The sequence below is a fragment of the Parasphingorhabdus sp. genome (assembly GCF_036568145.1).
GTDB lineage: Bacteria > Pseudomonadota > Alphaproteobacteria > Sphingomonadales > Sphingomonadaceae > Parasphingorhabdus.
This window is the reverse complement of sequence record NZ_DATCTC010000016.1, coordinates 260,814-276,773: the sequence shown is the minus strand read 5'-3', so window position 1 is coordinate 276,773 and position 15,960 is coordinate 260,814. Positions and strand designations below refer to the sequence as shown.

The 15,960-nt window shown below is 53.1% G+C and carries 17 protein-coding genes; 1 reads left to right on the top strand and 16 read right to left on the bottom strand.

The genetic code is table 11. The features are described 5' to 3' along the window. Positions 1-4: 4 nt before the first annotated feature. Positions 5-496 carry a hypothetical protein gene (locus VIN76_RS05615; RefSeq protein WP_332040836.1) on the bottom strand — a complete coding sequence of 164 codons (492 nt, stop codon included), beginning with the start codon at positions 494-496 and terminating at the stop codon, positions 5-7. A 55-nt stretch (positions 497-551) separates the two neighbouring features. Beyond that, a complete protein-coding gene (locus tag VIN76_RS05610; protein ID WP_332040835.1) occupies positions 552-953 on the bottom strand; it encodes a PaaI family thioesterase in 402 nt (133 codons plus the stop codon). 172 nt (positions 954-1,125) lie between these two features. On the opposite strand from VIN76_RS05610, the gene gyrB reads away from it, so the two are divergent. Further along, entirely contained in the window at positions 1,126-3,633 is a 2,508-nt protein-coding gene (gene gyrB / locus VIN76_RS05605; RefSeq protein WP_414696286.1) for a DNA topoisomerase (ATP-hydrolyzing) subunit B, read from the top strand. A gap of 42 nt (positions 3,634-3,675) precedes the next feature. On the opposite strand, the gene VIN76_RS05600 is transcribed toward gyrB, so the two are convergent. The 14 genes from VIN76_RS05600 to rplR form a co-directional block, all read right to left on the bottom strand. Further along, entirely contained in the window at positions 3,676-5,832 is a 2,157-nt protein-coding gene (locus VIN76_RS05600; RefSeq protein ID WP_332040834.1) for a prolyl oligopeptidase family serine peptidase, read from the bottom strand. A 101-nt stretch (positions 5,833-5,933) separates the two neighbouring features. Beyond that, the gene (rplQ, locus tag VIN76_RS05595) at positions 5,934-6,356 is read right to left on the bottom strand and encodes a 50S ribosomal protein L17 (protein ID WP_332040833.1); all 423 of its coding nucleotides are present in this window, start codon (positions 6,354-6,356) and stop codon (positions 5,934-5,936) included. Between the two features lie 95 nt (positions 6,357-6,451). Further along, positions 6,452-7,510, bottom strand: a complete 1,059-nt coding sequence (locus tag VIN76_RS05590; RefSeq protein ID WP_332040832.1) for a DNA-directed RNA polymerase subunit alpha — start codon at positions 7,508-7,510, stop codon at positions 6,452-6,454. 102 nt (positions 7,511-7,612) lie between these two features. Further along, the gene (gene rpsK / locus VIN76_RS05585) at positions 7,613-8,002 is read right to left on the bottom strand and encodes a 30S ribosomal protein S11 (protein ID WP_332040831.1); all 390 of its coding nucleotides are present in this window, start codon (positions 8,000-8,002) and stop codon (positions 7,613-7,615) included. 117 nt (positions 8,003-8,119) lie between these two features. Next, the gene (rpsM, locus tag VIN76_RS05580; RefSeq protein WP_332040830.1) at positions 8,120-8,488 is read right to left on the bottom strand and encodes a 30S ribosomal protein S13; all 369 of its coding nucleotides are present in this window, start codon (positions 8,486-8,488) and stop codon (positions 8,120-8,122) included. 278 nt (positions 8,489-8,766) lie between these two features. After that, positions 8,767-9,672 carry a 30S ribosomal protein S6--L-glutamate ligase gene (rimK, locus tag VIN76_RS05575; protein ID WP_332040829.1) on the bottom strand — a complete coding sequence of 302 codons (906 nt, stop codon included), beginning with the start codon at positions 9,670-9,672 and terminating at the stop codon, positions 8,767-8,769. Between the two features lie 3 nt (positions 9,673-9,675). After that, a complete protein-coding gene (locus tag VIN76_RS05570) occupies positions 9,676-10,161 on the bottom strand; it encodes an ATP-dependent zinc protease (RefSeq protein ID WP_332040828.1) in 486 nt (161 codons plus the stop codon). Positions 10,162-10,249: 88 nt separating this feature from the next. Beyond that, positions 10,250-11,605 (bottom strand): NADP-specific glutamate dehydrogenase, encoded by a 1,356-nt coding sequence (gdhA, locus tag VIN76_RS05565; RefSeq protein WP_332040827.1) that lies wholly within the window; start codon positions 11,603-11,605, stop codon positions 10,250-10,252. A gap of 171 nt (positions 11,606-11,776) precedes the next feature. Beyond that, positions 11,777-12,427: an adenylate kinase gene (locus tag VIN76_RS05560; RefSeq protein ID WP_332040826.1), complete on the bottom strand. Its 651-nt coding sequence runs from the start codon at positions 12,425-12,427 to the stop codon at positions 11,777-11,779. 44 nt (positions 12,428-12,471) lie between these two features. Further along, complete coding sequence (gene secY, locus VIN76_RS05555; RefSeq protein ID WP_332040825.1) at positions 12,472-13,845, bottom strand: preprotein translocase subunit SecY; 1,374 nt, start codon at positions 13,843-13,845, stop codon at positions 12,472-12,474. Between the two features lie 225 nt (positions 13,846-14,070). After that, positions 14,071-14,625: a 50S ribosomal protein L15 gene (gene rplO, locus VIN76_RS05550; RefSeq protein WP_332040824.1), complete on the bottom strand. Its 555-nt coding sequence runs from the start codon at positions 14,623-14,625 to the stop codon at positions 14,071-14,073. Positions 14,626-14,670: 45 nt separating this feature from the next. Next, on the bottom strand, positions 14,671-14,850 hold the full coding sequence (gene rpmD / locus VIN76_RS05545) for a 50S ribosomal protein L30 (protein WP_332040823.1): 180 nt from the start codon (positions 14,848-14,850) through the stop codon (positions 14,671-14,673). 6 nt (positions 14,851-14,856) lie between these two features. Beyond that, a complete protein-coding gene (rpsE, locus tag VIN76_RS05540; protein ID WP_332040822.1) occupies positions 14,857-15,603 on the bottom strand; it encodes a 30S ribosomal protein S5 in 747 nt (248 codons plus the stop codon). A gap of 1 nt (position 15,604) precedes the next feature. Then, positions 15,605-15,958: a 50S ribosomal protein L18 gene (gene rplR / locus VIN76_RS05535; RefSeq protein WP_332040821.1), complete on the bottom strand. Its 354-nt coding sequence runs from the start codon at positions 15,956-15,958 to the stop codon at positions 15,605-15,607. Positions 15,959-15,960: the final 2 nt, after the last annotated feature.

Below are 15,960 nucleotides of genomic sequence, written 5' to 3'. Positions count from 1 at the left end.
GTTTTTAACCCGCTACCAATTTTACATAAGCACTATCGACCCAGCCGCTTTTGCAGGGGCCATCATAATTGCGCTTGGTGCGGACGGGGGAGGATACACCGCAATCTATTGCTTCCTCACCCTCTGCTGGCGTGGGGCTATAGACGACGCCCATCCATTGCTGGTCATGGCTGCGGCTGCATATATGGACGAATTGCCCGGCTGTCAGGCTATCCTTGGATTCAGCACTGGCAAAGGGCGCGATCAAAACCGCTAACTCCTCGTCCCCGCGCAGATTGGCCACCCTGCCCGCTCCCTGGCAAGCTGAAAAACGCGGACCGCCTTCACCGATACGGACCGGCTGTTCACCCGGGCTTGATCCCTCTCTTTCCAACCGGCCAGTTGGGTTTGCGGAATCCGTCTGGCTTTCCTCCAGATCATCGCTGACCTTCGTGGTTTCAGAACAGGCGCTGGCTGCAAGGCAAATCAACAGGGCGGTGCAAAGCTTTTTCATCATGAATATAGCCTAGACCAATAATCGTCCCGATGGAAAGATTTGAATGGCAACTGATTCAAAGCACAATCTGGGTCTGGGTCACGACCGCAACCAATGTTCCGTCATCCAGTGTGATCCGCGTTTGCCAAACCGATTGCCTTTTGCCGACTTTCAACGGGATGGATTCGCCGTAAACTGTCTGTCCTGCCGGTGCGCCGTTCAGGAAATTGGTCTTGCTTTCGGATGTCGTCGTCCCGCCTGATCCTTCCGGCAAGTTCACAAAGCCACCGAAAGCGCCCAGAACATCGGCAAAGGTCATCACGGCGCCGCCATGGATAGATAGCGCACCTCCTGCCTGCGCCGCCGTGCAAATCTCTGGCCGCACCAGCATTTCGCCAGTGACTTTCTCTTTGGTCATTTCAGTGATTTTAATGCCCATCGTCTTGGCAAAAGGCACAATATCGGCAGGGTTCGTCATATAGCAATCTCCTCCTCTAACAGGGGTCTAGTGCATCATTTCAGCGGCGAATAGCGCTGCTGAAAAGAACCCCCGGCCAAACTATCATAACTGACTGTAAAACATACAATTTATTATCTGTATTTCAAACAAAATCCTTGGGTTTCGGGCCTCAAACGGCTAAGAGGATCATATGAGTGAAAACATAGAAAACGGCACCCCGGAAGGTATGAAAAAACCTTCCGATAATCCCAATCAAAGCGAGTATGGCGCAGATTCTATCAAGGTCCTGAAAGGCCTTGATGCCGTGCGCAAACGGCCCGGCATGTATATTGGCGACACCGACGACGGTTCGGGCCTGCACCACATGGTGTTCGAGGTTTCCGACAACGCGATTGATGAAGCCCTGGCGGGTCATTGCGACCTTATTCAGATCACGCTGAACGCAGATGGCAGCGTCTCTGTCGAAGATAATGGCCGCGGTATTCCGGTGGGCATGCACACGGGTGAAGGCGTCAGCGCAGCCGAAGTCATCATGACCCAGCTTCACGCGGGCGGCAAATTTGAAAATACGTCCGACGACAATGCCTATAAAGTCTCCGGCGGTCTTCACGGCGTGGGCGTATCCGTGGTTAACGCTCTGTCCGAATGGCTGGAACTGAACATCTGGCGCGAAGGCAAAGAGCATAATATGCGCTTTGAATTCGGCAATACCGTGCGCTCACTGGAAGCTATCGGCGATTCCAATGGCAAAAAGGGTACGCGCGTCACATTTTTCCCGTCCCCTGCGACGTTCAAGATTACCGAGTTTGATTTCGAGAAGCTGGAACACCGTTACCGCGAGCTTGCCTTCCTCAATTCGGGTGTCCACATCCTGCTGCGCGACGAACGAGGTGAAGATACCAAGGAAGTCGATCTGTTTTACGAAGGCGGGATTGCCGCTTTTGTGCGCTACCTTGATCGTAACAAGACCCCTATTGTCCCGGATCCCATCGCTATTCATGGTGACCGCGACAATGTCACCATCGATGTCGCGCTGGAATGGAATGACAGCTATTATGAAAATGTGCTGTGTTTCACCAACAATATTCCGCAGCGCGATGGCGGCACCCATCTGGCGGCTTTCCGTTCGGCGCTGACACGCACGCTCAACAATTATGCCGAAAGCTCTGGCGCGCTCAAGAAAGAGAAGGTCAAGCTGACCGGCGATGATATGCGCGAAGGCCTGACCGCCATTGTGTCCGTCAAACTGCCGGACCCGAAATTCAGTTCACAGACCAAGGACAAGCTGGTCTCATCCGAAGTGCGGCAACCGCTCGAAAGCCTGATGGCGGACAAGCTGGCCGAATGGCTGGAAGAAAATCCGCAAAACGCTTCCATGGTCGTGCAGAAGGTGATTGACGCTGCGGCAGCGCGTGAAGCGGCGAAAAAAGCGCGCGAACTGACCCGGCGCAAAGGGGCGATGGATATTGCTTCCCTGCCCGGCAAGCTGGCCGATTGCCAGGAACGCGATCCGACAAAATCCGAACTGTTCCTGGTGGAAGGTGACTCCGCTGGCGGCTCCGCAAAACAGGGGCGCGACCGGCATTATCAGGCGATCCTGCCGCTCAAGGGTAAAATCCTGAACGTCGAGCGTGCACGCTTTGACCGGATGCTGTCGTCCAAGGAAGTCGGCACCCTGATCCAGGCCATGGGCACAGGGATTGGGCGCGAAGACTTCAACATAGAAAAACTGCGCTATCACAAAATCATCATCATGACCGATGCTGACGTTGACGGCGCACATATCCGCACGTTGCTGCTGACATTTTTCTATCGGCAAATGCCGGAAATCATTGAAAACGGTCATCTTTATATTGCCCAGCCTCCGCTTTACAAAGTCGGCAAGGGCAAGAGCGAAGTCTATCTGAAAGATGACAGCGCGCTTGAAAAATATCTGATCGATGCCGGTTTGCAGAACATGGTCCTTCAAACCAACGAAGGCGCACGGTCCGGTCAGGATTTACGCAATCTGGTCGAACATGCCCGCCGTATGCGTTCGCTGATGGCCTATGTTCCGCGCCGTTATGACAGCACTATTGTAGAGGCTATGGCCCTGACCGGCGCCCTTAACCCCGATTATGGCTTCTCTGACCGAGAGGCTGCGGTAGCGGCTGCCGCTGCATGGATGGATGCCGTTGACGAAGAGGGCCGCTGGTCCGGCAGCGTTTCCCAGGAAGGCGGTTATCTGTTTGAACGTGTGTGGCGCGGCGTTACCGACCATCATATCATCGAAGCCAAATTCCTTGAATCCGCAGAAGCGCGCAAGCTGCACAGCCTAGCCTCGCAGCAGAGCGAAACTTATACCAGCGGTAGCCGTCTCGTGAAGTCTGCAGCGGGTGACGCCGATGATGCGGACGAGGATGCACTCGCAGGGGCACAGGGCCTATTAATCACGCGGCCATCCGAATTGATCGATGCCATATTGGCTGCGGGCCGCAAAGGGCTGTCTTTCCAGCGGTATAAAGGACTGGGCGAGATGAATGCCGAGCAGCTTTGGGAAACCACGCTGGATCCTGAAGTCCGCTCGTTATTGCAGGTGACGGTCGAACAAGCCGACGTTACCGACGAAATATTCACCAAACTGATGGGCGACGTTGTCGAACCACGACGTGAATTTATCGTCGATAACGCGCTGAACGTCGCCAATCTGGATGTCTAGCAAGATATAGCCGGTACCGGATATTGCTGACTGGCGGAAAAGCTAGTCGGCAATATCCAGACCAACCGCATCGGCCAGAAAACCGTAAATATCGGAATATTCCTCGATCAGCTTGTCCGTGGGCTTGCCGCTGCCATGCCCTGCCCGTGTTTCTATACGGATCAGGTGCGGCTTGTCACCGGTGCCGAGCGCCTGTAGCCGCGCGGTATATTTGAAGCTGTGACCGGGGACTACACGATCATCCGTGTCGGCGGTTGAGACGATAAGCGCGGGGTAATCCGTGCCATCCTTTATGTTATGATAGGGTGAATATTCCCGCAAAACATGGAAATCCGCTTCTTTTCCGGGATAGCCGTAATCATCGACCCAGTAGCGTCCGGCGGTAAACCGGTCAAAACGCAGCATATCCATAACGCCCACGGCAGCATGACCGGCGGTGAAAAGATCCGGCCGCTGGTTCACTACCACTCCGACAAGCAGGCCGCCATTAGAACGCCCTTCGATCGCAAGGCCGTCTTGCGGTGTAATGCCTTCCTCGATCAGATATTCACCCGCAGCGATAAAGTCATCAAACACATTCTGTTTGTTATTCAGACGTCCACCGTCATGCCATTCTTTACCATATTCGCCGCCGCCGCGCAGATTGGCAGAGGCATAGACCCCGCCCGCTTCGATCCACGCCATTTTCGGAGCGCTATATTCAGGCAGAAGCGAGATGTTGAACCCGCCATAACCATAAAGCAGGGTTGGCGCGCCCTTGCTGGGGTCAATGTCTTTCCTGTGGACAAGGAACATCGGAATTTTGGTGCCGTCCTTGCTTTCGTAAAAGCGCTGCGACACCACAATATTTTCTGGATCGAACGGAATATCAGGCTTTGCCCAGACTTTTGGAGCGCCGACATCGCCAAAGCGGTAGATTGTGGAAGGCCGGTTAAAGCTGGTGAAGGCAAAAAATGCCTCGCTATCCTTGGCCGATCCATCAAGGCCGCTCACCTGACCCAGCCCCGGCAGGTCGACAATGCCTTTGGGAGTACCATCCAGTGCGAATAGCTCAAGCCGGCTTTTCGCGTCATCAATATAATCCACAGCCAATGTCTCGCCAACCAGTATGGCGCTGTCGATCGTGGCGACATGTTCCGGAACAATCTCTTCCCATTCGGGAGTTTCAGCGCTGACATCCGTTTTCATGATCCGCCGGCGCGGTGCGTCTTTATCGGTTGCGAAATAGAGTATATCGCCAATACCGTCGACCAGTGTCCAGTTATTCTCCAGCCCCTTTATCAGGGTGCGTGTTTCAAGTTCAGGCGCATCGACCTTGACCAGCGTGATTTCATATCGTTCATCTGTTCCGGAGGATGAGCTGATTACCACCCATTCGCTGTCCGATGTCAGCTCCGCCACATGGTTGAGGTCGGGCCGGTCGGGTGTTTCGTAAACTTTCATATCCTCTGCCTGCGGCCTTCCGATCAGGTGCAGGTAGATTGTCTGGTCCTTGTTCAGCGACTGAAACGTCTCGCCCTCTTCCGGAGCCGGAAAGCGGGAATAGAGAAATCCAAAATTCTTGGGCATCCATGCAAGGTTGCTGAATTTCACCCACTCAACCGTGTCGTCTAAAATCTTGCCGGTAGCGATCTCGATCACTTTCACGGTGCGCCAGTCAGAGCCGCCATCCTGAATAGCATATACGAGCAAGCTGCCGTCGTCCGAAGGCTTCCACTCCGCAAGCGCCGTCGCGCCATCATCCGACCATTTGGCCGGATCGATCAAAACGCGCTCCTCGCCATCTTCGCCTTCACGAACGTAAAGGACAGCCTGATTCTGGCCGCCGCTCTTGCGTTCGTAGAAATATTTCCCTCCTGCCTCGACCGGGACGCCCAGCGCATCATAATCAAACAGCTTTGTCATGGACGCGGCCAGAGCCTCTCGCCCGTCCAGCTTTTCAAGATAGGCGTTCGTCACAGCATTTTGGGCATCCACCCATGCCGCGACATCGCTATCCTCGCGGACATCATTTTCCAGCCAGCGATAAGGGTCTGTGATTTTCTCGCCAAATTGTTCTTCAACTACGTCAACAGTTTTGGTTTCGGGATAGGTCAAAGCATCGTCTTTCATTGTTGCACTGGCTTGGGCCAATGCAGATACGGGGGAGATTGCGGTGCTACTGGCCAACGCCAAAGCAAAAATAGTAGTGATGCGCATGAAGGATTTCCCGAAAACTGTGGATACAGACAAAAAAGAGGCCACAAGCTTATCGCTTGCAGCCCCTGATTTCAAATGAAACAAACTTTCAGAAAACGGACTTATGCGTCTTCGAAATCTTCTTCAGCGTTCTGGTCCGGACCGCTGTCCTGACCCTTGGCTTCTGTGTCACGGTCAACCAGCTCGATAATCGCCATTGGCGCAGCATCGGATGCACGGAAACCGGCACGGATGATCCGCGTATAGCCGCCGTTACGGTCGGCATAGCGTTCAGCCAGAATTTCAAAAAGTTTCTTTTCCTGAGCCTCGTCCATCAATCGTGCATGGGCGATGCGGCGATTGGACAAACCGCCTTTTTTCGCAAGAGTAATCAGCTTTTCAACATAAGGCCGCATTTCTTTGGCTTTAGGAAGTGTGGTCTGGATCTGCTCATGCTTGATCAATGCCGCTGCCAGGTTTTTCAACAATGCCTGACGGTGGGCACCGGTCCGCTGCATACGGCGGCCCTTCATTCTATGACGCATATTCTATACTCCGTTCGTATTGGGGCCGTATGAGGTACCCCGATGCAGGCCGGTTTAAGGGTCGGCCCAGTTTCCCGTTTAAGCCGGTTATTTGATTAACCGAGCAATTCCTGTTCGAGCTTCTTGGCCATTTCTTCAATATTTTCAGGTGGCCAACCGGGAATATCCATTCCCAGACGCAGCCCCATGCTGGACAGCACTTCCTTGATTTCGTTCAAGGATTTGCGGCCGAAGTTTGGCGTGCGAAGCATTTCCGCTTCGGTTTTCTGGACCAGGTCGCCAATATAGATAATATTGTCGTTCTTGAGACAGTTTGCCGAACGTACCGAAAGTTCCAGCTCGTCGACCTTTTTGAGGAGGTAACGGTTGAGCTGGTTGGCATCGCTTTCCTGCTGGCTTTGTGCAGAAGCCATGCCGATGGGCGATGTCACGCTTTCCAGAGCTTCTTCGAAATGCACGAACAGTTGCAACTGGTCCTGAAGAATACGGGCAGCATAAGCAATCGCATCTTCCGGTGTCACGGTGCCGTCTGTTTCGATGTTCAGGTTCAGCTTGTCAAAGTCAAGCTCCTGACCAACGCGGGCATTTTCGATTTTGTATGAAACCTGACGGATTGGCGAATAAAGCGAATCAACCGGGATCAGGCCGATTGGCGCATCAACCGGACGGTTGGCAACCGCAGGAACATAGCCCTTACCGGTATTAACCGTCAGCTCCATGTTAAACGATGCCCCTTCGTCAAGGTGACAGATGATCAGATCAGGGTTCATCACTTCAATGTCGCCGGATACAGCAATATCACCCGCTTTTACTTCGGCAGGGCCAGTTGCGGAAAGTTGAAGACGCTTGGCATCGTCGCCTTCCATTTTCAGCGCAATCTGTTTGACGTTCAGAACGATGTCCGTGACATCTTCACGAACGCCGGGAAGCGACGAGAATTCGTGCAGCGCGTTTTCGATCTTGATCGATGTAACTGCAGCGCCCTGAAGCGATGACAGCAAAACGCGGCGCAGCGCGTTACCAATCGTCAAGCCAAAGCCGCGCTCAAGAGGTTCAGCTACAAAAGTAGCTTTACGCTTGGGATCACCACCAGATTTTATATCGAGAACATTGGGCTTCTTCAGTTCTTGCCAGTTCTTCATATTGACAGTCATGGACTTCCCCTAGTGAGTTCAAAGAGTGGGTTGGACCGTTACCACTCCGAATTACCAAAAATTGGAAACTACCGGCCGGATAGCTTCCTTGAACAAAGTGGTTTAGACTCTGCGACGCTTGGACGGACGTACACCATTATGCGGAATCGGCGTTACATCGCGGATCGAGGTAATGGTAAAGCCGACTGCTTGAAGTGCCCGAAGTGCAGACTCACGGCCAGAACCAGGGCCTTTCACTTCCACTTCCAGGGTGCGGACACCATGTTCAGCCGCTTTTTTACCAGCATCTTCTGCTGCGACCTGCGCCGCGTAAGGCGTAGATTTACGAGAGCCTTTAAAACCCATCATACCTGCGGAGGACCAGCTAATCGCATTGCCCTGTGCGTCGGTGATGGTAACCATCGTGTTGTTAAAAGTGGCGTTGACGTGCGCTACGCCTGCCGAAATATTTTTGCGCGCGCTTTTTTTCAAGCGCTGCGGTTCGCGTGCCATGTTATCAATTCCTACCTAATATCCTGTGTTAAGCTGCCCGGTTAGCCTTGTGACTGGTTTGAGCAACCTCCGGTGGCGAAACAAGAAAAGCCGGTCCAAAAGGACCGCCTGCCTATCTTATTTCTTCTTACCGGCAATTGCCTTGGGCTTGCCTTTACGGGTGCGCGCATTGGTATGCGTACGCTGTCCGCGAACAGGAAGTCCCTTACGATGACGAAGACCGCGATAGCAGGCCAGATCCATCAGACGCTTGATGTTCATTGCTGTCTCACGACGCAAGTCACCTTCAACAGTCAAGTCTGAATCAATGGTTTCGCGTATCTGCAAAATTTCCTGATCGGTAAGGTCCTGAACCCGGCGGGCCGGATCGATTTTCAGTTTTTCGACAATTTCAGCCGCTTTGGTGCGTCCGATACCGTGAATATAGGTAAGCGAGATAATTACGCGCTTGTTTGTTGGGATATTTACCCCGGCAATACGTGCCAATATTTTTCTCCTGCTCCACAGAGACCGAGTCGCCGGTCTCTATCTCATCGCTAAGTGGTTAAAAACACATCCGAAACGCGCAAAACCAGCGCGCACCACGAAAGGTACTGCCGGTTCAACTCTGTTTCGAATGAGGTCCATCTAAGACTCATCAGGCCGGGAGTCAAGCACGCGATGCGGGCACCTGCCCTCAAAAATGACGTTAGTGTAACGCCAGTCGAGCCGAGGGCTGGCTAAAGATCACGAACGGCCTATTCCTTGGGCAAAGGCCGTACCCTTTACCCCTTCCCTTTGGTCTTTGTCTTACCGGGGCTGGCATTTGCTTCGATAAACTGGATGATCTGCCCCGCAATGTCCTTGCCTGTGGCATTTTCAATTCCCTCCAGTCCCGGCGAGCTGTTTACTTCCATAATCACCGGACCATGATTGGAGCGCAATATATCGACGCCCGCGACGTTAAGCCCCATGACTTTGGCTGCCCGCACAGCGGTGGAGCGTTCCTCCGGTGTGATCTTGACCATTGTTGCGGTCCCGCCGCGGTGCAGATTGGACCGGAAATCACCCTCCGCACCTGTGCGCTTCATTGCCGCGACCACTTTGCCGCCGACGACAAAGATGCGAATATCGCTGGAACCTGCCTCTTTGATGAACTCCTGAACAAGAATGTTCACGTTCAAGCCGCGAAAAGCCTCGATGACCGATTTGGCACTATTGGCCGTTTCGCCAAGCACAACGCCAATGCCCTGCGTTCCTTCAAGCAGCTTTATAACCGCAGGCGCTCCGCCGATAATCTTCAGCACCTCGTCAGTCTGTTTGGGGTCGTGGGCAAAAGCGGTAACCGGCAGGCCAAGGCCATGCTTGGCAAATATCTGCATCGAGCGCAATTTGTCCCGCGAGCGGCCAACCGCAACGCTTTCGTTCAGCGGCCACACGCCCATCATCTCAAATTGCCGCAACACCGCCAGACCATAATGGGTGATCGACGCCCCGATGCGCGGTATCACCGCATCAAAACCCTTCAGCGTCTCCCCATTATAAAGGATCGACGGCCGATGTGACGTGATGTTCATCGTGCAGCGAAGCGTGTTCAGGATTTGCAGCTGATGCCCGCGTTCTTCCGCTGCTTCTAACAGACGCCTGTGGGAATATAGCTTCGGATTGCGTGCGAGCATGGCGATCTTCATAAATTACACCTTCGCAATAGAATTGATGGCAGGTTGTCCCAGCATCCAGCGTTTGGCACTATTGACCAGAAAGCCCCGTTTCAGCGCTCGCCGCCCGATCAGCACTGGAAATGCCATAGATTGACGGTTGGCCAATGTCATATGGCCAACCCATGTAAGCGGTCCGAGTTGCATAATTGTTTCTATAACATATCTTTGTTGAGAGCGCCCGTTGGAACTTTTAACCAGGCGCTTTTCCAAAACTTTCGCTTCACAGCGTATCGCGGGTAATTCCGGTGACTTGGGGATCGTGAACCTGACCCATTGCTCACCATCACGCTCGAACGGCTTTATCCTGACAGCATGGAGCGATGATGTTGCCGCTCCGCTATCGATCTTCGCGTGAATATTCTCGATACCCAGTTCCGGCAGGCTGACAAGCTCGCACCAACCTATTTCACAAGGCTCTGTCAGCTTTTTGCGTAAGCGTGGCAGTTTTTCAGGTTTCATGTTTACCATCGGCCAATATGTGGTCGATGGTATCATGATAGGCAAGATTATTATCGCCCCCGCATCGACGGGCTAGTGGCTTCAGGCGTCAAACAACCCCGTAAGCCAGCATGGCATCTGCCACTTTCTTGAAGCCAGCGATATTCGCACCCTTCGCATAATCGACATAGCCATCGCCCTGATCGCCATATTCGACGCACTGACTATGGATACCCTTCATCAATTCGGTCAACATGGTGCCAAGCCGTTCGTGGTTCCAGCTAACCCGCTCAGCATTCTGGCTCATTTCCAGCCCGGATACTGCCACACCACCTGCATTGGCCGCTTTACCGGGACCATACATGATCCTTGCATCGTGGAAGACATGGACGCCTTCCAGAGTGGTCGGCATGTTCGCGCCTTCGGATACCGCCATCACGCCATTGTCTACCAGCATTTTGGCTTCGATTTCATTCAGTTCATTTTGCGTTGCGCATGGCATGGCAAGATTACAGGGAACACCCCACGGGCGCAGCCCTTCATGGTAAGTCGCCCCTTTAAACTCGTTGACATAATCCGCTATACAGCCGCGGCGATGGGTTTTATGAATTTTGACCCAGTCGATTTTCTCTTGGGTGAACCCTTCGGGATCATACACAAAACCGCTGCTGTCGGACAAGGTCAGCACTTTGCCGCCCTGTTTCAGAACCTGCTCTGCCGCGTGGGTTGCAACATTGCCAGATCCGGAAATAACTACGGTTTTGCCTTCAATGCTGTCATTCTTGTGGTTCAGCATGTCCTGCAGGAAATATACGGCACCATAGCCGGTTGCTTCAGGGCGCAGCTCGCTGCCGCCATATTCGCGGCCCTTACCGGTCAGCACGCCTTCCCAGCGATTGGTGATCCGCTTGTATTGACCGAACATATATCCGATTTCACGGCTACCCACGCCGATATCACCCGCAGGAACATCGGTATCCGGGCCAATATGACGGTAAAGTTCGGTCATAAAGGACTGGCAAAAACGCATGACTTCGGCGTCGGATTTCCCTTTGGGATCAAAATCCGCCCCGCCCTTTGCTCCGCCCATAGGCAAGCCGGTCAGAGAGTTTTTAAACGTCTGTTCAAAGGCCAGGAATTTCAGAATACTTTCAGTCACATTGGGGTGAAAGCGGATACCGCCCTTATAAGGGCCGATCGCATTATTGCTTTGGACCCGCCAACCCCGCTGGACACGAATACGGTGCGTGTCATCTTCCCAGCATACGCGAAAGGAAACCACGCGATCAGGCTCTGCCATACGGCGCAGAATCTGGGCAGTATGATATTGTTCCTTGTCTTCTATAAACTCGTAAATATCCTCGGCAACTTCCTGCACCGCCTGAATGAATTCGGTTTGACCAGGATTACGGCTTCTTACGCCTTCCATGAATGCAGCGAAATCCACATGATCGGAACCTATCATCGTCTTGTACCCCCTAAAAGATTATCTGCGTGCTACCTGTCGGCTGCAACGCTTAAGAATCGCGGGCCGACTATTGATTTAAGATAGAAGCTTTATAACAGATGCGCATAGCACTGAACTTCTAACTTAATAGATAAGTTTTATAACTAATCTGAATTTGGAAAGCCGGTTTTAACCGGAAGCAAGAGTGGTTGAAATCGCGTTGCTGACTTCATCCATGCTGGCCATGCCATCAACCTTCGTCACAATGCCGCGCTCCTCGTATATGGGAAGGATCGGCTGTGTTTTCGCGCGATATTCGGCCATGCGCGTCCGGACGGTTTCTTCATTATCATCCGGGCGGCGCTTAAAATCACTGGAACCGCAGACATCACAAACATTGTCCTTGGCGGGCTTTTTGAAAGTGTCATGATAACCTGCCCCGCAATTTCCGCAGGTAAAGCGTCCTGTAATACGTTCAACCAGAGCATCTTCATCCACAACCAGCTCAATCACATGGTCCAGCTTGCGGCCACGGGCGGCCAATATCTCGTCGAGCGAAACAGCCTGTGCAGCAGTGCGCGGATAGCCGTCAAAAATAACCCCTTGGTCAGGGCCAAGATCGTCCAGCTTTTCGCCTATGATCCCGGAAACAACTTCATCAGGTACCAGCTCACCGGCTTCCATCAATGCCTTGGCTTTCAGACCAACTTCCGTGCCGGCCTTGACCGCAGCGCGCAGCATGTCGCCAGTCGAAAGCTGAACCATGCCAAATTTGTCTTCAAGCAGTGCGGCCTGGGTGCCTTTACCAGCGCCCGGTGGTCCCAACAGGATGATATCCATATCTCATTGTCCCCTATAACCTATGAAAATACTGAAACCCGGTTCTAGCGTTTACGCCGACCACCCTTCAGTTTTGCTTTTTTAAGCAGATCGCCATATTGCAAGGCCAGCAAATGGCTTTGAATCTGGGTCACTGTATCCACGGTTACGTTGACGATAATCAGCAAGCTGGTCCCGCCGAGGAAAAACAGTGGTAGGTTGGTTTGTGCCATCACATATTCCGGCAACACACAAACCAGCGCCAGATAGGCAGCGCCAACGACCGTGATACGGGTCAGCACATAATCCAGATAGTCGGCTGTGTTTTTGCCCGGACGAATACCCGGAACAAACCCGCCATTTTTCTTAAGATTGTCAGCCGTTTCTTCCGGGTTAAAGACAACCGCTGTGTAGAAGAAACAGAAAAAGATAATACCGGCAGCATATAGCGCCATGTAGAGCGGCTGGCCGTGAGCAAGATATTGGTTCAGCGCGATGACAAAATCACCCATTGCGCTTTCACCCGCAGTCGTATTGCCTGCAAACTGGCTGACGGTCAGTGGCATCAAGAGCAGTGAGGAGGCAAAGATTGGCGGGATCACGCCTGCCGTATTTACCTTTAGCGGCAAGTGGCTGCGGTCCGCCTGCATCACGCCATTTTGCGTGGCGCGTTTGGGATATTGGATCAGCACGCGCCTTTGCGCCCGCTCCATGAAAGAGATGAACAGGACCAGGCCAATCACCATTGCGAGCAAGCCGATGATGGTGATAGCGCCGATCGAACCGGTCCGGCTGCCTTCCATCAGGTTGCCGACGAAAGTTGGCATCTGCGCGACAATACCGGCCATGATGATAAGGGAGATACCGTTGCCGATACCCCGGCTGGTGATCTGCTCACCCAGCCACATCAGGAACAAAGTACCGCCAACCAGACTGATAACCGCACCAACACGGAAACCAATGCCGGGATTAACCACGGCTTGCAGACCCGATTGCGAGGCAAAGCTTTCAAGGCCAACGGCAATAAAATAGCCCTGAACTGCGGTCAGGCCGACCGTACCATAGCGGGTATATTGGTTAAGCTTTTTGCGGCCCGCCTCGCCGTCTTTCTTGATCGCGGCCAATGTCGGGGACAATGCTGCGGCCAACTGGACGACAATCGACGCGGTAATATAGGGCATGACGCCCAGCGCGATAAGGCTCATCCGCTCCAGCGAACCGCCGGAGAATGTATTGAAAATGTCAAGAACGCCGCCGCGTGTCTGGTCATACAGATCCGCAAGCACTACAGGGTCAACGCCTGGTAGCGGAACAAAGCTTAGAAGGCGAAAAATCACCAAAGCGCCCAGTGTAAACCAAATCCGTTTGCGAAGCTCGGTTGCTTCTCCGAATTTTGCCAGGTTCAAATTTGCTCCGACCTGATCGGCTTTTGATGCCATACTAGACTTCCCTGCCTCACTATACCGTCATAATATAACGGCTATTAAATTCTGCACCCGCCGTAAAGTGACGGTGGGGCTGCCTTCTAGCAAGTCCTGTAAACCTTGCTACGAAAACGATTCCCGCATGGGCGGAAATATAACTGCCTTCATATCGGTTGTTGGGGAGCCAAAGACAAGAGGCAGAAGAAAAAGAGGTTCTGGCACCCAGAACCTCTTTCAGAATCAAGCTTTATTTTTGGCTCTGTTAGCCGCTTTTTTCTCTTTCGCAGGCTTGGAAGCAACTGCTTTTTTCTCGTTTTTCGGGCGGTGTGCGGCTGGGCCGGAAAGAATTTCCACTTTACCGCCAGCTTTTTCAACAGCTTCGATAGCCGCTTTGGAAGCACCAGCAACCGCGATCGTGATCTTCGCCTTGATTTCACCCTTGGCGAGCAAACGAACACCATCTTTGCCGCCACGTGTCAGACCAGCTTCATTCAAAGCAGCCTGATCGAGCGTGCCATCATTGGCAAGACGTTTGGTATCAATAAATTTCTGGATCATGCCCAGGTTGACTTCGGCATAATCGGTGCCGAACGGGTTGTTGAAACCGCGTTTCGGAAGCCGCATGTGAAGGGGCATCTGGCCGCCTTCAAAGCCTTTAATGGCTACACCGGAGCGGGATTTCTGACCTTTTTGGCCACGTCCGCCGGTTTTGCCTTTGCCGGAACCAATGCCGCGGCCAACACGGGTACGCAATTTGCGTGCGCCGTCATTGTCTCTAATATCGTTTAATTTCATGTCTTGTACTCGCTTTCGCTTTTATTCGCACGGTTGTTTCAGGGTTTAGCCTTCGACAACCTCTACTAGATGTTGCACTTTACGGATCATGCCACGCACTTCCGGTGTGTCTTCCAATTCGCTGACACGATGCATCTTGTTCAAACCCAGTCCGATCAGCGTCTTGCGCTGTTCTTCGGGGCGACGGATTGGTGAACCAACCTGTTTGATTTTCACTTTAGCCATTATGCCTTACTCCGTAACTGCTGCAGCATCGGCCTGAGCCTGTGCTTCAGAAGCGCCACCGCGACCGAGCAGGTCGGCAACTTTCTTGCCACGCCGCTGCGATACAGACTTGGGGCTGGTCTGTTCACCAAGCGCCACAAAGGTCGCCCGGATCATGTTATATGGGTTGGACGTTCCGTTGGACTTGGTCACCACATCGGCAACACCAAGGCTTTCGAAAACGGCACGCATCGGGCCACCGGCAATGATACCGGTACCTGGAGGTGCCGAACGCAACGTCACGTTACCTGCGCCGAACTGGCCTTTGCCATCATGGTGCAATGTCCGGCCTTCACGTAATGGAACGCGAACCATTTTCTTTTTTGCAGCAGCCGTTGCCTTGGTAATAGCTTCAGGCACTTCACGTGCTTTACCCTTACCGAAACCGGCGCGGCCCTTGCCATCACCAACAACAACCAAAGCTGCAAAACCAAAGCGCTTACCGCCTTTAACAGTTTTGGAAACGCGGTTGATGTGAACCAGTTTCTCGATCAGTTCTTCGCCCTGATCCTGATCCCGGTTACCACGTCCACGTCCACGTCCGCCATCACGGCCACCGCCGCGATTGTCACGTCCGCCGCGATTGCCACCGCGTGACTGACGTTCATTACCGCCGGTTTTGTTTTCAGGCGCTACAGCAGCTTCAGGCTGATTACCTTCGCCGGTCGTACCGGGCTGTGCTGCACCTTCTGGTGTTTTGTTTTCATCAGCCATATTAAAACTCCAATCCGCCTTCGCGGGCCGCGTCAGCCAAAGCCTTCACACGTCCGTGATACAGGAAACCGCCGCGATCAAAAATTACTTCCTTGATGCCAGCTTTTTTCGCTGCTTCCGCAACGCGCTTGCCAACATCGGCTGCCGCTGCGCTATCGGCACCGGTTTTCACTTTGGACGCTTTATCGATTGTCGAAGCAGAGGCAACTGTTTTGCCTGCTGAATCGTCAATGACTTGCGCGTAGATGTGACGGCCCGTGCGGTGCACAGACAAACGAGGCTTTGTAAGCCCGCGCTTACGCAATTTGGTGCGAACACGTTGCTGACGCCGTTTGAATAAAGAAAGATTAGCCATGG